We start from the raw sequence: 18,277 nt of genomic DNA, 5'->3' as shown, positions 1-18,277 counted from the left end.
TCAATCGTAAGGCGATTGTGGGACCGGGACCTCGGCGCTGCCGGTGCAGAGCACGGCGTCGCCTTGATACACCTGCGACGGCGAGGCCGGCTGCGCGTGCGACCGCTCCAGCATCGCGAGCCCGAACAACTGAAGCGTGACGAGTGCTGCGGTCAGCGCGACCGCGACGATGTTGGCGTTACGCACCTTCGAACGTGGGGTGGCCGGCGGCGCGCTCGCGCGCATCAAATCCGTGGGCATGTCCTGAAATATCCTCTTCGTTGCTGACCGGACCAATTTCCTTCAAAGGCAATGTTTCGTGCGGTTGCTCCAGCAGATGGCGGTAGCGCCGCAATGCGCGCCGCGCCTCGATCTCGCGCTGCTCGCGGAACGCCGCGCCTACGCGCGCGACGATGTTGCGGAACTTGTCAGCCAAATTCGGGAACCTCGTTCGCATGACAATCTCCTCTCAACCTGCACGAGAGATTGACGGGATTCAGTTTCGCTTGCAGTGAGTTGCTTCACACAGGGATCGAACGCATCGAACAAGAGACCGTGTGACGTCTCGTAAAAGAGAACGCGTCACATCGCGTCATTCAATCGAATGACGCGCGATAACTTTCTGATGATGCTGCTGTTTGAACCTATTGCGAGCTGCAGCGACCAGCCCGCGCGCGTCGATGGCGCGTCAGTGCACGAGCGGATTGGAGAATCCGGCTGCAAGCTTGACGAGATCGGCTTGGCGGGAGACACCCGTCTTGGCGTAGACGCGATGCAGATGCGTCTTCACCGTCGTCTCGGCGATGCCGAGCGCAATCGCCGTCTCCGGCACGCCGCCGATGTCGACGATCGATTGCAGAACCCTGAGTTCCGCAGGCGTGAGTTCGAACGTGCGGTCGATCATATCAGCGCATGAGCGGCCGTCGAGCTCCGCCTTCCAGACGAACAGGGCTCCGACGGCCGAGGTGCGCTCCGCGGCGCCTTCACGCAGCACCGACGGCAGCGCGATGACATGCGCGACGTAGTGGGAACCATCCTGGGACATCAGCGAAATCTTCTGGCCCGAAGCCGCCGCCAGGGCGACCTCCCCAGCGTCGCGGAAGATCGCACGCAGGGCCGAATTTGCCGCGGCAGGCCTTGCCACCAGCCGGCCCGCGACGCGCCTTAGAAAATCATCCGCCGCCAGCAACGTCTCCGCGACCGGATTGCTGTGGACGATGTTGCAGGCCGTATCGAGCAGGATGACGCCGGCATTCAGCCGGTCCACGACATCGGCGAGCGCGGTCGCGCGCTGCTGCTTCCGCTCGATCGCCCGATTGATCATCAGGGCCCGGCTTGCATGCGGGACGACGGCCTGCATTTTCGCCCGCTTCTCCACATCGAGCATCTCCCTGCCCGGGATCACGGTCAGCAACATCGGACAGGGTGACTTCGACTGCTCCAGCACCACGTTGGCGACATCGGCGCAGCCCTGTGGCCGAAGCCATTCCTGATAGAAGCGGCCCCGGCGATACTCGTCGAAATTCACGAGATCCGGAATGTTGCGCACCTCGCCATAGCGAGGAAGCCGTGCGAGCGGATCGTATTGGGCGTAAGTCTCGGCATAGAGCTGGATGTAGTGCGGATCGACCCCGCAATAATAATGCGTCGCGCCTGATTTGCTGACCGGGTCCTTCGAAATCAGGCCGCAGGCCTGACTGCCGATGAACGCGTTAAGCATGACGACCACGTCGCCCCACAACTCAGGATGGAGACCGGCGTCATAGATGCTCTCGATCAGCTCGGAATGTTTTGGAGGTCGGGGCATCGGAAGAGCCAATGGTCAAACACGGAGATGGCGAAATGTTCTTCATGCCCGGCGGCATAGGTGAGTCATTCGCGGAAGCAAAAGGTTCAGCTCCGACCGCGATTTTACCTGTCAGTTGACGAGCGGATTTGAAAATCCAGCCGCTAGCTTGACGAGATCGGCCTGCCGGGACACGCCGGTCTTGGCGAAGACGCGGTGCAGATGCGTCTTCGCCGTCGTTTCCGCGATTCCCAGCGCTGCCGCCGTCTCCGGCACGCCACCAACTTCTACGATCGACAGGAACACGCGCAGCTCGGCCGGCGTCAGATCGAAGGTCCGCGCGATCAAGTCGCCATAGGACTGTCCGCCGAGCGACACCTTGCGCAGGAGCAGAGCCCCAACGGCATCCGCCGCCCGCTCACTGCCGTTCCGAAGCACGGAGGATAGCGGCAGGATATGCGCGACGTAACGCTCGTCGCCGGGTGAAAGCAGCGGAATCGCCCGATCTCTTGCCGCAAGAAGGGCAACGTCGCTGCGGGTCGCAAACGCTTCGCGCAGAGTCTGATTGGCCTCCGCGCTGCAGGTTACGAGCTGCCCGGCAACGGACCGGACCAAATCGTCGGCCGCCAGCAAGGCGTGCCCCGCGGAATTGGCGTGTACCAGGCGGCAGGACGCATCGAGCAGGAAGATGCCCGATGCCAGATTGTCCAGGACGTCGGCCAGCGCCGTCGCCAGCGTCAATTTCGAATCGATGGCGCGGTTGATCAGCAGCGCACGACTGGCGTGCGGGACAATCAGCGAGAGACGATGCTTCATCGCGGGATCGACCATGCGCCGGCCCGACAACACCGTCATCATCACCGGGCAGCTCGCATTCGACTTGTCGAGCACGACATTGGCCGCGTCGCTACACCCCTGCGGCCGCATCCATTCCTGGTAGAAGCGCCCGCGCCGATACTCATCGAAATTGACGAGCTCCGGAATGCTCACAATCTGGCCGTGTGGCGGCAGCACCGTCAGCGGATCGAACTTCGAGTGGGTGTCGGAATAGAGCTGGATGTAGTGCGGATCGGCCCCGCAGTAATAATGAGTGACGCCGAACTTGCTGATCGAATCCTTGGAAAACAACCCGCAGGCCTGTCCGCCGACGAAATCGCGGATGCCGGTGACGACGTCCTTCCATAGCGAAGGATCGAGCCCCGCATCATAGATGGACTCGACCAGTTCCGGCAGCTTTCGAGGACCGTGCATGGCTGTGAATGGCCTGAGTGATAATATCACCAAGCGTACCACAACCACCGCACGCGGCATCCTCCGATCGGAGGAGGCGCCGGCCGGGCGGATCGTGCCCGGCCGGCGGGCGTCGCGTTCAAGCCGCCAGGGCTGGGTGCCGGCTCAGAACGCGACGCGAACACCTCCCCTCGCTGTGCCGGTGCGGCTCTGGTCGGACATCATCATGCCCTCGACCGCGCCGAACACGGACACGTTCCTGATCGTGCGGTAGTCGAAGCCGAATCCGGCGACGGCGCCGACCGTGCTGCGGCTGCCGGGCGTCACGAAGGACAGGCTCTGGCCGAGCAGCACCGTGTTGATGGTGGTGTCGCCCACACGCTGAAGCGCGATGACACCGCCATGGATGTTGGCCTTGAGCTCGCCGCCGGCCAGACTCGTCACCCGGGAGAGATCGACCTCGCCGCGCTCCTCGAAGTCCTGGAGCGTGCGGGCGCCGACCGAGAGCCCCTGCGCCGAGCCGGTTTCGCTGTAGCCGTCGAACCGGCCGGCGACGTAGCGCAGCCGTGCCGTCGGCGTCAGCAGATAGCCGTTGCCGATCTCGAGCTTGGTGCCGTAGGCGACCTCCGGGCTGATGTACCAGCCGCTGTAGTTCGCACTCGCCGTCTCCATGCCACCGACCGCAGCATTGTTCAGCACAAGGCGGCGCGATCTGTTGTCGGCATTGCCGCCCTGGATCGTGAAGTCGAAGAACTGCGCGGCCCATTCGAACCGGCTGTAGGCGCCGACGAAGACATAATTCGTATCGACCGATTGCGAGTTGAGAGCCACCGAGAGACCACCCTGCCCGCCGCCGAGGAAAGCGCCGACCAGCCAGTTCGGCCGCACCTTGCGATCGACGCCGATGGCGCCGCCCCAGGCGGTCGAGCTCGCGCGCAGCGTTGACGTGGTTTCGTCCTGGATGCGCTGGCCGCCAAAGCTGTTGGCCCAGACCGTGATCGGCGCAGGATTGGTCCAGAGGCTGCGCGGCGCCTTGGTGAAGGGACCGGCCTGCGAGGTCTCGGGTGCGTACGCCATCGCCATCATGTTGCTGCCGGCTGGGCCGGCACCGCCGTTCAGGCGGCCCTGCACCAGAGAGGACACGCCGCCGGTGAAATCCATCAACGTGCGGTCGGTTTGCGCCAGCGCGGTGGGGTCGAGTGTTGCAAGTGTGAAGCCGGAGACGACCGACGGACCGTTGAAGCCGCCCCCCGACGTGATGGTGTTGATGGTGCCGTTGAAGTTGGCGAAGGTCGGCAGCGTCACACTCGTCAGCGACGATACCTTGCTGCTCGGCGCGAGATTGACGTTGACGACGTCGTTACCGGAGCCGAAATCGACCACGCCGTTGATCTTCGAGCCCGGCAACAGCGTCAGCGTGTCGGCCGCGTTCGACAGCTTGACCGCGGTGCCGCCGGTGCCGGTGATCGTACCGGAGTTCGTGATCGTCGCCGCATCGCCCGAGAAGATGCCGATGCCGCCGATGATCGCGCCGGCGTTGTAGATGTTGCCCCTGCCCACCGTGACGATGGCAGTTCCTGCGGTGGCCTGAATGAGACCGGTGTTATTCACGGTGGCCTGGTTTGCATTGATGCCTTGACTGAATCCGGTAATCGTTCCGGAATTGTTGACGGTCGCCGCGGCCGCGCTGATCGCCTGGATTCCGGTTATTGTCCCTGAATTGTCGAGATTGAGCGTGGTGGCGCCCACGCCGACACCGGAGATTGACGAAATCTGGCCCGCGTTGGTCAAGTTGAGCGTCGGGACGGAGATCCCGATGGACGTGCCATCGATCGTGCCGCTGTTGACAATGTTTGCGGTCAGGCCCGCGCGGATGCCATACGTGCCTCCGCCGATCATGCCGGCGTTGGTGATCGTCGCGGTGTCGTCGGCGAACACGCCGTCGACGGTGCCGGAAATCGTTCCGGAGTTCACCACAACGGCCATCCGACTGGATATGGCTACGCCATCAACGCCGGTAGCCTGGATGATCCCGCCGACGGTGTTGGTCACATTGGCGGAGTTCGCGCCCCGGATGCCGAATGCCGGTGCATCGATCAGGCCTGAGTTCGTGATGGTGACTGCGTCAGCGGACACGCCGACACCCCCAAGATTCATCGCGCGGATGGTGCCGTTGTTGGTGAGGGTCACGGAGTGGGCATCGATCCCGAAAAAGCCATTGCCTAGAATCGTGCCAAGATTCTCGACCGTGCCGAAGCTGAGAACCAGGCCGTCGTTGCTACCCGTCAACGAGGCGCCCTCACCTATCCTGTAGGTGTTGCGCATATCGTTCACGCTACCGTAGCCGTTGGTACCATTGGCATTCAGGGTGGCCCCCGTGCAGACGACGGTTGCATCGTTCACCGGTGCCGCCGGTGTGCATGCGGCTTCCGCGGGCCCGGTCATAATCCATGGCGCTATCATGAGCGCAGTCGCGAAGACCCGCAGCAGACGGTGGCCGACGGTCGCCAGAAGCCTTCGTTTCATTTTCGTCCCCCGGTCGAGGCCCTGGCCCAGTGGGCATGCAGACTTGTTGCGCCGACCTCCTCCGATTGGAGGAGGACGGCGCGGCGGCCTCTGAATCGCCAAACGCCAAGGTAGAAAGACACCCTTCATCCGACTTGGACTGATACGACCGGATCACGGCCCAGAACGAACCGAACGCGTTTCGCTGGGAAGTGGTGCTAAGTTGCGACACCACCCGCACTGCTCACACCTGGTCCCAGCCCGCCCTCTCCGTGCTTTCGGCCCACACCGCGGCGCGATAGATCTCGCGCCCGCTGTTGTCCCTGACGCGAATCCAGGCGTCGCGATCACGCAGATCGTCACGCCAGACGAACAGATGCCGCGCCATCTCGTCAGCAACGACGATGGTCGCCTTGGCATGTTCGAACACCATGCCGCCCGGGTCGATCTTCACGACATTGCCGACCAGGAGGTCGAAGAAGAAACGGCGCATTCAAGACTCCGGCTTCGAACGCCGGCGCCGCACGTCACGCTGCATCATGATCTACTCCGCGCGCCAGAAGACGTAATCGGCCGAATACGGCACGCTGCGATAGGCGCCTGCCTGCGAACACGATCCCCTCGCCATCCCGCCTTGCGTGTTGATCCGTTGGACGTGGGTCACGCCGTAGAACAGGCCGTTGCCGGTCTGGGTGACGGCGCCGAATTTGAGCCAGGGAAGATCGTCCTCCGTGCGGTCCGCGGCGCGCGCCACGATCCTGGCTTTGACCGAGCTGCCGTCCTTGTGCTCCCACACCAGCGTGCGTGCGTCGACCGTCTCCCAATGCAGCGCGGCATAGTGGCGCCCGACCGAATTGTCGCCATCCATCAGCGTGGCGGCAGGCTCGCGCGCCTGCCAGACGAGCTGGTTCGCGCCGTCGGGCAGGCACTCATAGATCTGCGCGCCCTCGGCGTGGAGCGCGGTGCCGGGAATTTCGCCGGCAACCCTGATCTCATCGGGCGTTGCCGCCAGGACGGACGATCCCTGCAGCAGGCTCGCGAGAACGAGACCGCGAACCCATGCCCGCGCAATGGTCACGACTTGTCGATCAAGGATCATGTCAAATCCCTTTCGCCTGGGTGAAATGGCAGTTGATTGGAATTCAGCCGGAGCCCGCTACAACGCCTCGCCGCTCCTGACATTGCTTGGCGTTGCACCATAGGCGCGCCGGAAGCAGCGGTTGAAATAAGAGAGATCGCCGAAGCCGACGTCGTAGGCGATCGAGCTCACCGGCCGCTCGGCGAAATCGGGCTCGCGCAGCATGCGATGGGCACGCTTGAGGCGCTGGTCGGTCAGGAAGGACGAGAAGGTCTTGCCGTCGGCCTCGAACAGACGCTGGAGATAGCGCGGGGTCACGCCGAGCTCATGGGCAACACTTGCCACTGAAATATCCTGCTGCCAGCAATTGTTGACGATGATGAATTTCGCCTTCTGGAGACGCGCCGCCTTGATACCGCGCCGTCCGGTCGATTCCCGGGCGTGATCCGTGGCGCCGAGAACGAGCGCCAGGAGATCGTGCAGATGTGCGACGCCGAGCTGCCGCATCGCAGGATTCGCCAACGCCTTCTCGTGCACCAGCGCCATCGCGTAATCAACGAGTAACCGAAGCCCGGTGGCGCGCGCCGGGATGACGCGCATCACCGCATCGTCGACATCGACGATCATCGGGGCCAGCACGCGTCTCGGCACGCGTAGTGAGAAACCACTTCCCAGCGAGAGACGCTCGAAGGTCGTGACGTCCTCCGCGCTCGTCAGGACCGCCTCTCCCGCCTGAAGCCTCAGATCGTGTCCTCGCTCGGATATCCCGAGAACGCCGGACCTGTTCACGATCAGGGCGAGACTGTCGTCGCCATCCGCAACCAGCTGCTTGGTGCGAATGACCCGCGCTCCGCATAATCCCCCGGCCAGCAACTGGGCTTCCGGCAAGACGTGGGACGTGAAGCTCGCCGCGGCCGGCTTTCCCTCCCTTGGCTCGACCTCCGCCTTCAGCACGCCGCGGCAGTAGAATTCGCGCAGGAGCGGCACGCGCTCGTCTTCGGGAATGTGGTCCGTTGAAACACTGAATATGGAAAATTCATCCTTGGCGCTCACTGCAATCTCTCTCCAACCAACGAGCAAGCCCGGCCATGCGCCATGGTCCCGTCACGCGCGCGTTCGCTACGCGTCGCGCGTTGTCTTCGTGGCGTGAACGGCCCTTCGCATTTCGGGTGTGGCGCATATACGAAAGTATCAAATGACACGCGTCATACGTTCGGAGGACGGACGGATCTTGCTCATCACAATGGATTGAGATTGCGCGGCGGCGGGTTTCGCGATGTGAACTGGATCACACCGCGTCGTTGCCGCCGCCGGTTCGCTGAACGAACGGCGCGGCAAAGCCGGCGGCGATCTTGACGAGATCGGCCTGCCTGCCGGCGCCGGTCTTTTCGAACAGCCGGCCGAGATGCGTCTTCACCGTCGTCTCGGCGATGCCGAGCTTGGCCGCAATGTCGGGAACGCCGCCGATCTCGACGATCGCCATCAGCACGCGCAATTCGGACGGCGTCAGCCGGAATGCTGCGGCGATCGCGTCGGGCACGAGCGATGAGACCATCGTAGCCCTTTGAACGAAGAGCACGGTAGCCGCAATATCCCGCGGCAGATTGCGTTCCCGCTTCAACGAAAAAGCGTGGAGCAGATAATGGTCACCGTAGGCCGACGTCACGAGCTCGATCCGGCGACGGCCGGTCGCATGAGCTCCTGTATCCGCGACGATTTCGAACAGGCTGCGGAATATTTTGTCGGCCTGGGTGTTACGGGCCACGATCCTGTCGCCGACCATTGCGAGAAGACTGGCGTCGGCGAAGAGCTGACGGCATGCGGCGTTGGCATGGACGACCCGCCCCTCCGCGTCGAGCAGGCAAATCGCCGTGCTCAGCCCGTCCAGAACATCGGCAAGATCGTCCACCGTGTGCGAGCGCGCCCTGATCTGACGTCCCATGATCCTGGAACGCTGGATGTGAGGCGCGAGCAGCCGCATGCGCTCGCGCATCGCCTCGTCGACGGCCCCGCGGGACCGATGCCGCAACACCTGCAGGATCGTGGTACGCGCGTTGGATCTCTCGAGCGCGACGGTTGCGAGATCAATCGCGCCCTGCGGTTCCAGCCAGTCGCGATAGAAACTGGTCGCCACGAAGTCCGCATGAGGCATGATGTCGGTCACGCCGACGGTCTGCTCCGTAGCGAAACCGAGATGGCGGTCGAGGAGCGGATCGAGCTCCACATACTTGTCGCGATAGAGCTGGAGGAATCGAGGGTCCGCGCCGACGTGCTGGTGGATCTCGAGCGAGAGCCTGGCTTCATCCCTGGACAGGATGGTCGCGGCGCATCCGCCGACGAAATTCGAAACCTGCTCCAGCGCCGCGCTTCGCAGCGCTGGATTGACCGCCGCATCGTAGATCTCGCCAACGACGGACGAAAAGCGGTTTGCCTGGAGGATCGTCATCGGCCGGACGAGGCGATCTGCGTGTTGCCCCGGGGACGGATGGCGCTCGCGATCCGGGAACTGTCGACGGCGACGGGCCGGTCAACCGTCGCCTTCGACGAGGAAAAAACGCAAAAGCGAAATGCTGGAATATCGAACATCGTCCTTGCGTAACGTCAACCGCAGGATGCGGCTTGGACGTTTTCGCCAAACACTAGGATAAATACGAACAGCGATCGGGCTGCGTGTCGTGGATCACGCGCGCTCGCCGCGGCGAGGTCTTATCGGTGCCAGATATTCCCGACCTCGCGGCGGGCGACAGCAATTTACTTCCGGTTCTCCTCGCAGAATTTCAGCGCGGCGAGCGCCTCGCCGGCGCGCGGGACCTGCATCTCGATGCTGTCGTCGTCATCATCCTCGAAATCGAGCGTCAGGCGCTTGGCCTTCGACAACCGGTCCATGATCGCCGGATCGAATTCGAAGATGCCTCGCACGGTGGTCTTGTCCATGACCTCCCACTTCGCCTTCTTCATGATGTCGGCGTCGTCGGTGCCGACATCGGCGCGGAGGATCTCACCGACATTGTCCCACTCCCAGCCGTCATAGATCATCACGATCACGATCGCCTTCTCGGAATAGGTGATGACGATGACGTAGTCGCGGTTCTCGTCGTCCTTGTCCTTGTAGCCGCGACTCGCATTGCAATGCGTATCCTGCGTGCGCTTCTCGATGGTCCAGTCGCCGACCTTGGATTGTTGCGCAAGCACGGGTCCGCTCAAGACGCCTGCGAGCATTCCGGCGACGAGAAGAAATCGTCTCATGTCAGCCTCCAGCGTGTTCCCCACGCCGAGATGACCACCTCCGCCGGCGGCCCGCAAGGGTTTCGGGCGCCGGGCAACGCCTATGGCGAACGGTCCGTGCTCTCCCCCCGCCGCGGCACGATCGCGATCGGAGTGAAGGTGTAAACCTCCTCGCCGTTCTGGTTGAACATCGTCCATTTCACCAGCGCGATGCCCTGCGGCTTCGACTTCGACGGCGTCAGGCTCATGACCTCACCGACCAGATGCAGGCGGTCATTGGGCCGCACCGGAATGGTCCAGCGCAGACCGTCGACGCCCGCGCCGATCAGCGGATGCGGACCGAACGGGCGGGTCTGGATCGCAAGGTTCATGGCAATCGCAGCGGTGTGCCATCCTGACGCGGCGAGCCCCTTGAACAAGGTCTCCTTGGCGGCCTCGTGATCCATGTGCATCGGCTGCGGATCGAACTCGGCCGCGAAGCGCTTGATGTCGGCCTCGGTGACCTCGACCTCAGGCGATTTGAACCGCATTCCGACGGTGAGATCGTCGAACCACTCGACCTGCGCCATGATTTTGCCTCGCAATGCGATTGCCGCCCGCCGGGAGCGCGCGGCGAAAGGGATGGATTGGACGGCGGATGTAGCGGCTTCGCGGTGCACAAACCAGCCCCCCGGGTTCCCGCGAAACCCGTTTCCCAGAACGACGAAACACGCTTGAAACAGATGGCCGTTTAAGTGGTTGTTAAAATAAATACAGGGACGGCCACCATGCAATTCCTCCTGGAACTGATCTACGAATATTCCTGCTGCCAAAATCTCGTCGCCCAGCCGGTACGGGAGACTGAGCTATGATCGAGCTGATCTCCGCCCTGCTCGTCCTTTGCAGCATCGGCGTCTTTGCGGCGCATGCGCTGGATGCCTATCGCACCACGCATTGGTGAGCACTTCGCCCCGCTAGAACGGCCGCCGGTAAAAATGCTCCGAATGCGTTGCCGGCGGAAAGCGGTTGGCAAGCGCGAGCGCGGCCTTTTCCTCCGTCTCGAGCGCGATCTTCTGCGCCAGCATCACGTCGCCCGGCACGAGAAATCCTGACGGGACGAAGCACCAACCCATCGTCGCGATCCCGGCATCGTCGATCTCGTGGACGTTGGCGGCGGTGCCATAGTGGATGCGATACCTCTTGCCGGTGTCGCAGCCGATCACATCGAAATACCTGTTCTGCTCGAACTGCGCGCGCTGCGCCGGTGACAACCATTCGGACAAAAGCCGGCGGCCGCGCGCATCCGGCGTATTCTCGCCGAAGAAGCGTCGGTAGAGTTCGCGCAGCGCATGCAAACGCGCACGCGCGGGCGCGCGGAACCACAGTGCCGCGAACATGAGCAGCTCAGATCAACCGCCGACCAGGCGGGGATAGAACAGCGTTTCCTGCGCGGTCGGGTCGAACGATTTGATACGGGTCACTTCGCCGGGCCCGGTGCGGAAGGCGGCGGTGAAGCCGGCTCCGGTCAGCTCCCGAAAACGCTGTTCGGCCCGCGCCAGCGCTTCGGCATTGCCAGGATCAAACTCGTGGCGGGTATCGCCAGTTTGGTCCATCACGATCTGGGTTGCCATAGTTGAGTCTCCTCATGCCCAGCCCTGAATCGATCAAAGCAAACCTCATGCCGTCGGTTCCTGATGGCAACAACTTTCTCGCACCGGCGCATCACGCCTTGCTGAACTCCTCAGCGCGACGCCGCCGCTCCGCCCTCATCGATCTGCCGCCCCATCAGCGCAATTGCCTTCTGGTACACGCCTGCCGCATTCCAGGCCTCGATGGCGGAGAAGTTCGGCTCGCCCGGCTGGTAACCGGCTCCCGCCTTCCAGCCATGGGCCCGCAGGAAATTCGCCGTCGAGTTCAGCGCATTGGCGGCAACCTCGAGATTGCCGGTGCCATAGGCCAGAATGTTCTTGGGCATGAACTGGGTCTGGCCGACCTCGCCATGCATGGAGCCGCGGGTCGCGCCTGACAGCGTGCCGCGGTCGATCAACTTCAGCGCGGCATAGAGCTGGTCGGTGAAGAATTCGGGACGGCGGCAATCATAGGCAAGGGTTGCAATGGACGAGAGCATGTTCTGGTTGCCGCGCTGGCTGCCGAAACCGGTCTCCATGCCCCAGATCGCAATCAGCGGACCGGGCGGGACGCCATAGCGCTGCTGGATCGAGGCGAACAAGGCGCCTTGCGAGTTCTTGAGCTGCCGCCCCTTGGCGACGATGGTGGTGGCACCGCGCTTGGCGAGGAACTGATCGAGCGACAGCTGGAAGCTGCGCTGGCCGCGGTCGGCCGCGATGGTGGCGCTGGCGTAGTTTGTCTGCATCAGGGCCGAGAGCGCGGTCTGGCCGATACCCTTCCCCTGCGCTTCCGCGCTGAACTCGCGCTTCCAGGCCTCGAAACCCGCCGGCGAGCTGCCGCATGTGGCGGCGTGGGCGGCGGGCGCCAGAGAGAGAAGCAGCGCAGCAGCGCCAATCATGGCCGTCGCAACGGTCCTGCCCTTGGTCATTCCTCGTTCCTCTCACTTGACGTGCGCGACCGGCTCGCGCGGGCGCATGATCCTACGTCGGCCCTGATGGCTCAAGCCCTACCAGCCGCTTTGGATGGCTTGACACCGGGAAGGTCGCCTACCCTTCACGGTCCGTTCCGAGCAGGAAATCGACCATGATGCTCTGGTGCTGCTGATACATGTCGGTGCCGGTCCCCGTGACACAGCCGAGCTTGCGGGCGGCTGCTATGAAGGGCGAGATTTCCGGCTTGGTGATGACGCAGCCGCAATAGGCCGACGGCGCGAGCCGCGTGACATCGACCGGCAGCGGGTCGCCGTCCCTCATCCCGGCGGGTGTGGCGTTGGCAACGAAATCGAAACCCGAGGGATCGGCGGAGCCGGCCAGCGCACGGCCCTTACCGAGCTTGTTCAGCTGCGCGATCAGAACGTCGCGGCGCTCCGTCGCTGCGTCGTGGATGGCTATCTCGCTGACACCGGTCTCGACCAGTTCGAGTGCAATGGCCGAGCCCGCGCCGCCCGCCCCGACCAGCAGCGCACGCATACCCTTGGGATCGATGCCCTTGGCGCGCGCGGCGCCAACGAAGCCTAGTCCGTCGACCATGTCGCCATGCCATGCGCCGTCGGCGCGCCGGCGCATCAGGTTCACGGTGCGCAGGAAATGTGCCCGCTCTGTCGCGCTGGCGCAGGCCTGGTAGCAGGCGAATTTGTGCGGGATGGTCACGACGATGCCTTCGAGGTTCTTCAGCCGCCCCGCCACCGAGAGGAAATCAGGCAAATCCACCGGTGCCACCTGAACGGGCACGAGAATGCCGTCGTGCCCCCGGGCGGCAAAGGCGGCCGATACGCCCGCAGGCGAGCGCACCTGCGCGATGGGATCGCCGACAATGACGTAGAGCCGCGTCGCGCCCGTTGGTGCCGGGATCATGCCGCTCAAGACGGGACCTCGGACGTCAATTCCAGTCCGTCCAGATTGCCCTCCTTGCGCCATTTGTCCAGCAGCCGCAGGAACGCCACCGGTCCGCGCCAGTACTGGCTGTTTCTCGCCGCGATCGGATCGAACACGCCTTCATTGTTGTAATAGCCGGGCGTGCATTCGGCGAGATAGGTCTGGCGGCCAATCGCGGCCTTGACGACCTCCTCGACCCAGGCGTTCTCGGCAGCGAGCGTCGGCTCGAGCGTTTTGGCGCCACGTTTGCGCGCCTCGGCGATCACATAGGCGATGTGCTGCGACTGCTCGTCGATGATGTGCGGAAAATTGGCGCTCTGGCCGGCCTGCACCGTGACGATCAGGAAGCAGTTCGGAAAGCCGCGGCTATAGAAGCCGTGCATCGTCTTGACGCCGCCCTGCCAGCGCTCGGACAGGCTCATGCCGTCGCGGCCATAGACCTCAAAGCCCATGCGGCGGGCGTAGTCGGTGCCGACCTCGAAGCCGCTGGCATAGATCAGGCAGTCGAGTTCATAGGCCTTGCCGTCGACGACGACAGCGTTCTCCGTGATGCGCTCGACGCCCTGCCCTTGGGTGTCGACGAGATGCACATTGGGGCGATTGAAGGTGTCGAGATATTCGTCGTGGAAGCACGGCCGCTTGCAGAACGCCTTGTACCATGGCTTGAGCGCCGCCGCGGCCGCCTCGTCCTTCACCACGGCGTCGACGCGCGCGCGGATCTCCTCCATCTTGCGGTAGTCGGCCTGCTCGATGACCTTCAACGCCTCCGCCATCGAGGTCACCGGCTGCGGTTGGCGACGCGGCGCCAGCAGGATCTCGCCGAGCAGGCCGGTCCAGCCGTCCTGTACCAGATCCTGCTCGAACGGCTCGCCCGAAATCACGGCGGTGAAATTGTCCATGCGCTCACGCTGCCAGCCGGGCTTGAGGCTCTCCGCCCAAGCCTGATCCGTCGGCCGGTCGTCGCGCACGCCGATCGCCGACGGCGTGCGCTGAAAGACATGGAGCTCTTTCGCCGAGCGGCCGAGATGCGGCACGCACTGCACGGCGGTGGCGCCGGTGCCGATGATGCCAACGCGCTTGTCGGCAAGACCGGTAAGACCTCCCTCGGCGGTGCCGCCGGTGTAGCCGTAATCCCAGCGGCTGGTATGGAAGCTGTGGCCCCTGAAACTTTCGATGCCGGGAATGCCCGGCAGCTTCGGGCGGCTCAGCGGTCCGCCGGCAAGAATGACGAAGCGTGCGCGGATGCGATCGCCGCGATCGGTCTCGACCAGCCAGCGCGCCTCCTGCTCCTGCCATTCCATCCGCGAGATGACGGTCTGAAACAGCGCGCGCTCGTAGAGACCGAAGTGACGACCGATGCGGCGGGAGTGCTCGTAGATTTCCGGTGCCCGCGCATATTTGCGCACCGGCATGTAGCCGGTCTCCTCCAGCAGCGGCAGATAGATGTAGCTCTCGGTATCGCAGGCAGCACCGGGGTAGCGATTCCAGTACCAGGTGCCGCCGAAATCGGCGGCCTTTTCCACGATACGAAAATCCTCGATGCCGGCCGCGCGCAGACGCGCTCCACAGAGCAGGCCGCCGAAGCCGCCGCCGACGATGAGCACTTCGGTCTCTTCGCTGACAGCAGCGCGGGTAAATCCGGGATCGGCCCAGGGATCGTCGAGGTAACGGCCGAAATCGCCGGCTACTTCCACATATTGCGCTTTGCCCTCGGCGCGCAGACGGCGATCGCGCTCGTCACGATAGCGCGCGCGGAGTGCGGAAATATCGACCGTAGATTCGCCTTCTGTGCGGGTCTTGTGTCTTTCCGCTGACATCCATTTCCTCCACGGCAGGCGCTGCTTCACCGGCAGCTCACCATACGTTAGCCCCGAAAAAGTGACGCGTGCAATCACATCCCGCGCTTTTTGCGTGAACGCCGCGTGACGTTCCGCTAACCTCGCGCGCAAATCACAAGCATACGCGACGCAACGACGTGGCGATCCGGAGGAAACGATGCAGGGATTGATGATGGACATGCCGCTCCTGATCAGCGGCCTGATCCAGTATGCCGCGGACTATCACGGCGAAGCCGAGATCGTCGCGCGCGAGATCGAGGGCGACGTCCATCGCTATACCTATGCGGATGCCCATCCGCGCATCAAGCGCATGGCGCTGGCGCTGAAACGGCTCGGCATGAAGCAAGGCGACCGCGTCGGCACACTGGCCTGGAATACCCACCGCCATTTCGAGATGTTCTATGCGGCGCCGGGCATGGGCTATGTGCTGCACACCGTCAACCCGCGACTGTTTCCCGAGCAGCTCGTCTACATCATCAACCACGCCGAAGACCGCCTGCTGTTCATCGACCGCGCCACGCTGCCGATCGTCGAGGCGATCGCGCCGCAACTGAAGACCGTCGAGGCTTACGTCGTGATGTCATCGCGCGAGCGGATGCCCGAGACCAGGCTCGCCAATGTGCATTGCTACGAGGAGCTTCTCGACGAGGAGAGCGACGCCGGCTTCACCTGGCCGGAGTTCGACGAAAAGTCCGCCTCCACCATCTGCTACACCTCGGGCACGACGGGCAATCCGAAGGGCGTGATCTATTCTCACCGCGCCGCGATCCTGCAGACCATGACCTGCTGCAATTTCGACTTCCTGCCTGGCCATGTCGAAGGCGTGCGCGAGGTGATGATGCCGATGGCGCCGCTGTTCCATGGCAATGGCTAGAACATGCCGTTCACCGCGCCCTATACCGGCTCGAAGCTGGTGCTGCCCGGCCGCAACTACGAGCCCGACAAGCTCTATGAATTGCTCGAAGGCGAGAAGGTGACGCTGTCGGCGGGCGTGCCGAGCTTCTGGCTGATCCTGCTCGACTGGCTCGACCGCACCGGCAATAAATTCACGACGCTGCGCGCAACGCTGTCGTCGGGTTCGGCCCCGCCGCGCGCGATGGTCGAGAAGCTCAAGCGCGAGTACAATGTCGACTACATCCAGGCCTGGGGCATGACCGAAGCCCTGGGCTGCTCGATGCCGGGCTTGCGACCGGGCTCAGAGCATCTCGGCGACAAGGAGAAGTTCGACCGGCGCCAGGTCTCGGGTCGCGCCTGTTTCGGCACCGCCTTGCGCATTGTCGACGATGCCGGCAATGAGCTGCCGCGCGACGGCAAGACTGTCGGCCATTTGCGCGCGCGTGGTCCTTGGGTCGCCTCCGGCTATATGAAGCTGGAGGAAGGCCTCGACCGCGACGGCTGGCTGATCACCGGCGACATGGCGGTGATCGACAGCCAGGGCCACGTCACCCTCACCGACCGCTCCAAGGACGTGATCAAGTCCGGCGGCGAATGGATCTCATCGATCCAGCTCGAGGATGTCGCGCTCTCCCATCCCGACGTCTTGCAAGCCGCCGTCGTCGCCATTTCACATGACAAGTGGCAGGAGCGTCCCCTGCTCCTCGTCGTCCGCAAGAAGGGCGCGACCGTCGACGGCAAGACCCTGCTCGACCACATGCGCCCGAAGATCGCGAACTGGTGGATGCCGGACGCGGTCGAATTTCTGGACGAATTCCCGATGACCGGCACCGGCAAGGTGCTCAAATCGGCGTTGCGCGACAAGTTCAGGGAGTATCGCGTCGCATAAGCCTCGACACAATCGCGCGCTGCGCTCAAGGAGACGAAAGATGCTCTACCCGATGTCGCCCAAGGTCGTCGACCTCAAGCGCAGGCTCGAAAGCTTCATGGATCGGCACATCTACCCGAACGAGGAGCGGTTCTATCGCGAGGCGGAAGAGCTCGGGCCCTGGAAAGTCTATCCCGTCGTCGAGGAGTTGAAGCCGCTGGCGCGCGCGGAGGGTCTCTGGAACCTGTTCCTGCCGGAATCGAGCCACGGCGCGGGTCTCACCAATCTCGAATATGCCCCGCTCTGCGAAGTAATGGGCCGCTCGCACCTTGCGCCCGAAGTGTTCAACTGCTCGGCGCCCGACACCGGCAATATGGAGGTGCTGGAGCGCTACGGCACGAAACAGGACAAGGAGCGCTGGCTGAAGCCGCTGCTCGCAGGTGAAATCCGCTCCTGCTTCGCCATGACCGAGCCTGCGGTGGCCTCATCCGATGCGACCAATATCGAAAGCTCGATCGTGCGCGACGGCGACCATTACGTCATCAACGGGCGCAAATGGTACACGACCAATGCGACCGATCCGCGCTGCAAGATCTGCATCTTCATGGGCAAGACCGATCCTGACAATCCGGACCGCCACAAGCAGCAATCCATGATCCTGGTGCCGATGGACACGCCGGGCATCGAGGTCAAACGCCCCCTGCCCGTGTTCGGCTTCTACGGCGTGCCCGACCGCGCCTCGGAAGTGATCTTCACCAATGTGCACGTACCCAAGGAGAACATGCTGCTCGGCGAAGGCCGCGGCTTCGAGATCGCGCAGGGCCGCCTCGGCCCCGGCCGCATCCACCACTGCATGCGCCTGATCGGCCTGTCCGAACGCACCCTCGAAAAGATGTGCCGCCGCGTCCGCAGCCGCGTCGCCTTCGGCAAGCCGGTCTCCGAGCAGACGGTGACGCAGGAGCGCATCGCGGAATCCCGCATCATGATCGAGCAGGCGCGGCTGCTGACGCTCAACGCTGCCTATGCGATGGACACGGTCGGCAACAAGGTCGCCAAAGCCGAAATCGCGATGATCAAGGTCGCCGTGCCCAACATGGCCTGCCAGATCATCGACTGGGCGATCCAGGCGCACGGCGGCGGCGGCACGTCGAACGATTTTGGTCTGACCCAGGCCTATGCGACGGCGCGGTTGCTGCGGCTCGCCGACGGACCGGACGAGGTGCACAGGAACCAGATCGCACGGTTCGAGCTGAAGAAATATTCGAACGCGTGACTACTGTGCGTGAGGCGCGCTGTTCCCTTCTCCCCTTGTGGGAGAAGGTGGCGCGAAGCGCCGGATGATGGGTATCTATCCGCGCGCACGAATTGAAACGATCATCCGCGGAGACATAC

Annotated in this window: 17 protein-coding genes and 1 pseudogene; 2 read left to right on the top strand and 16 right to left on the bottom strand. The window is 63.6% G+C overall.

What is annotated here, in order from left to right; genetic code table 11:
• From AC1RR3_RS34725 to AC1RR3_RS34650, 16 genes are all read right to left on the bottom strand, one after another.
• Positions 1 to 240, bottom strand: coding sequence for a hypothetical protein (locus tag AC1RR3_RS34725; RefSeq protein ID WP_492829162.1), 240 nt, complete (start codon positions 238 to 240; stop codon positions 1 to 3).
• Positions 179 to 415 (bottom strand): hypothetical protein, encoded by a 237-nt coding sequence (locus tag AC1RR3_RS34720; RefSeq protein WP_492829160.1) that lies wholly within the window; start codon positions 413 to 415, stop codon positions 179 to 181. The genes AC1RR3_RS34725 and AC1RR3_RS34720 overlap by 62 nt, the downstream gene beginning before the upstream one ends.
• A gap of 252 nt (positions 416 to 667) precedes the next feature.
• Complete coding sequence (locus AC1RR3_RS34715; protein WP_492829158.1) at positions 668 to 1,786, bottom strand: helix-turn-helix transcriptional regulator; 1,119 nt, start codon at positions 1,784 to 1,786, stop codon at positions 668 to 670.
• Between the two features lie 111 nt (positions 1,787 to 1,897).
• Positions 1,898 to 3,016 (bottom strand): helix-turn-helix transcriptional regulator, encoded by a 1,119-nt coding sequence (locus tag AC1RR3_RS34710; RefSeq protein ID WP_492829156.1) that lies wholly within the window; start codon positions 3,014 to 3,016, stop codon positions 1,898 to 1,900.
• Positions 3,017 to 3,160: 144 nt separating this feature from the next.
• Positions 3,161 to 5,398: an autotransporter family protein gene (locus AC1RR3_RS34705; RefSeq protein ID WP_492829154.1), complete on the bottom strand. Its 2,238-nt coding sequence runs from the start codon at positions 5,396 to 5,398 to the stop codon at positions 3,161 to 3,163.
• Between the two features lie 346 nt (positions 5,399 to 5,744).
• The gene (locus AC1RR3_RS34700; protein ID WP_492829152.1) at positions 5,745 to 5,993 is read right to left on the bottom strand and encodes a DUF6894 family protein; all 249 of its coding nucleotides are present in this window, start codon (positions 5,991 to 5,993) and stop codon (positions 5,745 to 5,747) included.
• Between the two features lie 51 nt (positions 5,994 to 6,044).
• Positions 6,045 to 6,599 carry a DUF3455 domain-containing protein gene (locus AC1RR3_RS34695; protein ID WP_492829150.1) on the bottom strand — a complete coding sequence of 185 codons (555 nt, stop codon included), beginning with the start codon at positions 6,597 to 6,599 and terminating at the stop codon, positions 6,045 to 6,047.
• Positions 6,600 to 6,656: 57 nt separating this feature from the next.
• Positions 6,657 to 7,631, bottom strand: coding sequence for a helix-turn-helix transcriptional regulator (locus tag AC1RR3_RS34690; RefSeq protein ID WP_492829148.1), 975 nt, complete (start codon positions 7,629 to 7,631; stop codon positions 6,657 to 6,659).
• A gap of 235 nt (positions 7,632 to 7,866) precedes the next feature.
• Positions 7,867 to 9,024 carry a helix-turn-helix transcriptional regulator gene (locus tag AC1RR3_RS34685; RefSeq protein WP_492829146.1) on the bottom strand — a complete coding sequence of 386 codons (1,158 nt, stop codon included), beginning with the start codon at positions 9,022 to 9,024 and terminating at the stop codon, positions 7,867 to 7,869.
• A 305-nt stretch (positions 9,025 to 9,329) separates the two neighbouring features.
• Positions 9,330 to 9,824: a hypothetical protein gene (locus AC1RR3_RS34680; protein WP_492829145.1), complete on the bottom strand. Its 495-nt coding sequence runs from the start codon at positions 9,822 to 9,824 to the stop codon at positions 9,330 to 9,332.
• A gap of 80 nt (positions 9,825 to 9,904) precedes the next feature.
• On the bottom strand, positions 9,905 to 10,372 hold the full coding sequence (locus AC1RR3_RS34675) for a MaoC family dehydratase (RefSeq protein WP_492829143.1): 468 nt from the start codon (positions 10,370 to 10,372) through the stop codon (positions 9,905 to 9,907).
• Between the two features lie 384 nt (positions 10,373 to 10,756).
• Positions 10,757 to 11,179 carry a hypothetical protein gene (locus AC1RR3_RS34670; RefSeq protein WP_492829142.1) on the bottom strand — a complete coding sequence of 141 codons (423 nt, stop codon included), beginning with the start codon at positions 11,177 to 11,179 and terminating at the stop codon, positions 10,757 to 10,759.
• A 12-nt stretch (positions 11,180 to 11,191) separates the two neighbouring features.
• Complete coding sequence (locus AC1RR3_RS34665) at positions 11,192 to 11,413, bottom strand: hypothetical protein (protein ID WP_008137329.1); 222 nt, start codon at positions 11,411 to 11,413, stop codon at positions 11,192 to 11,194.
• Positions 11,414 to 11,523: 110 nt separating this feature from the next.
• Entirely contained in the window at positions 11,524 to 12,339 is an 816-nt protein-coding gene (locus AC1RR3_RS34660; protein ID WP_492829139.1) for a lytic murein transglycosylase, read from the bottom strand.
• A gap of 118 nt (positions 12,340 to 12,457) precedes the next feature.
• Positions 12,458 to 13,264 (bottom strand): shikimate dehydrogenase family protein, encoded by an 807-nt coding sequence (locus tag AC1RR3_RS34655; protein WP_492829339.1) that lies wholly within the window; start codon positions 13,262 to 13,264, stop codon positions 12,458 to 12,460.
• Between the two features lie 5 nt (positions 13,265 to 13,269).
• Positions 13,270 to 15,102, bottom strand: coding sequence for a flavin-containing monooxygenase (locus AC1RR3_RS34650; protein WP_492829137.1), 1,833 nt, complete (start codon positions 15,100 to 15,102; stop codon positions 13,270 to 13,272).
• A 178-nt stretch (positions 15,103 to 15,280) separates the two neighbouring features.
• On the opposite strand from AC1RR3_RS34650, the pseudogene AC1RR3_RS34645 reads away from it, so the two are divergent.
• A pseudogene (locus AC1RR3_RS34645) lies at positions 15,281 to 16,906 on the top strand (long-chain fatty acid--CoA ligase).
• Positions 16,907 to 16,946: 40 nt separating this feature from the next.
• Positions 16,947 to 18,158 carry an acyl-CoA dehydrogenase family protein gene (locus tag AC1RR3_RS34640; RefSeq protein WP_492829136.1) on the top strand — a complete coding sequence of 404 codons (1,212 nt, stop codon included), beginning with the start codon at positions 16,947 to 16,949 and terminating at the stop codon, positions 18,156 to 18,158.
• Positions 18,159 to 18,277: the final 119 nt, after the last annotated feature.

The sequence above is a fragment of the Bradyrhizobium sp. GW821-FHT13H05 genome, from assembly GCF_058804065.1.
This window is presented reverse-complemented; position numbering and strand designations above follow the sequence as displayed.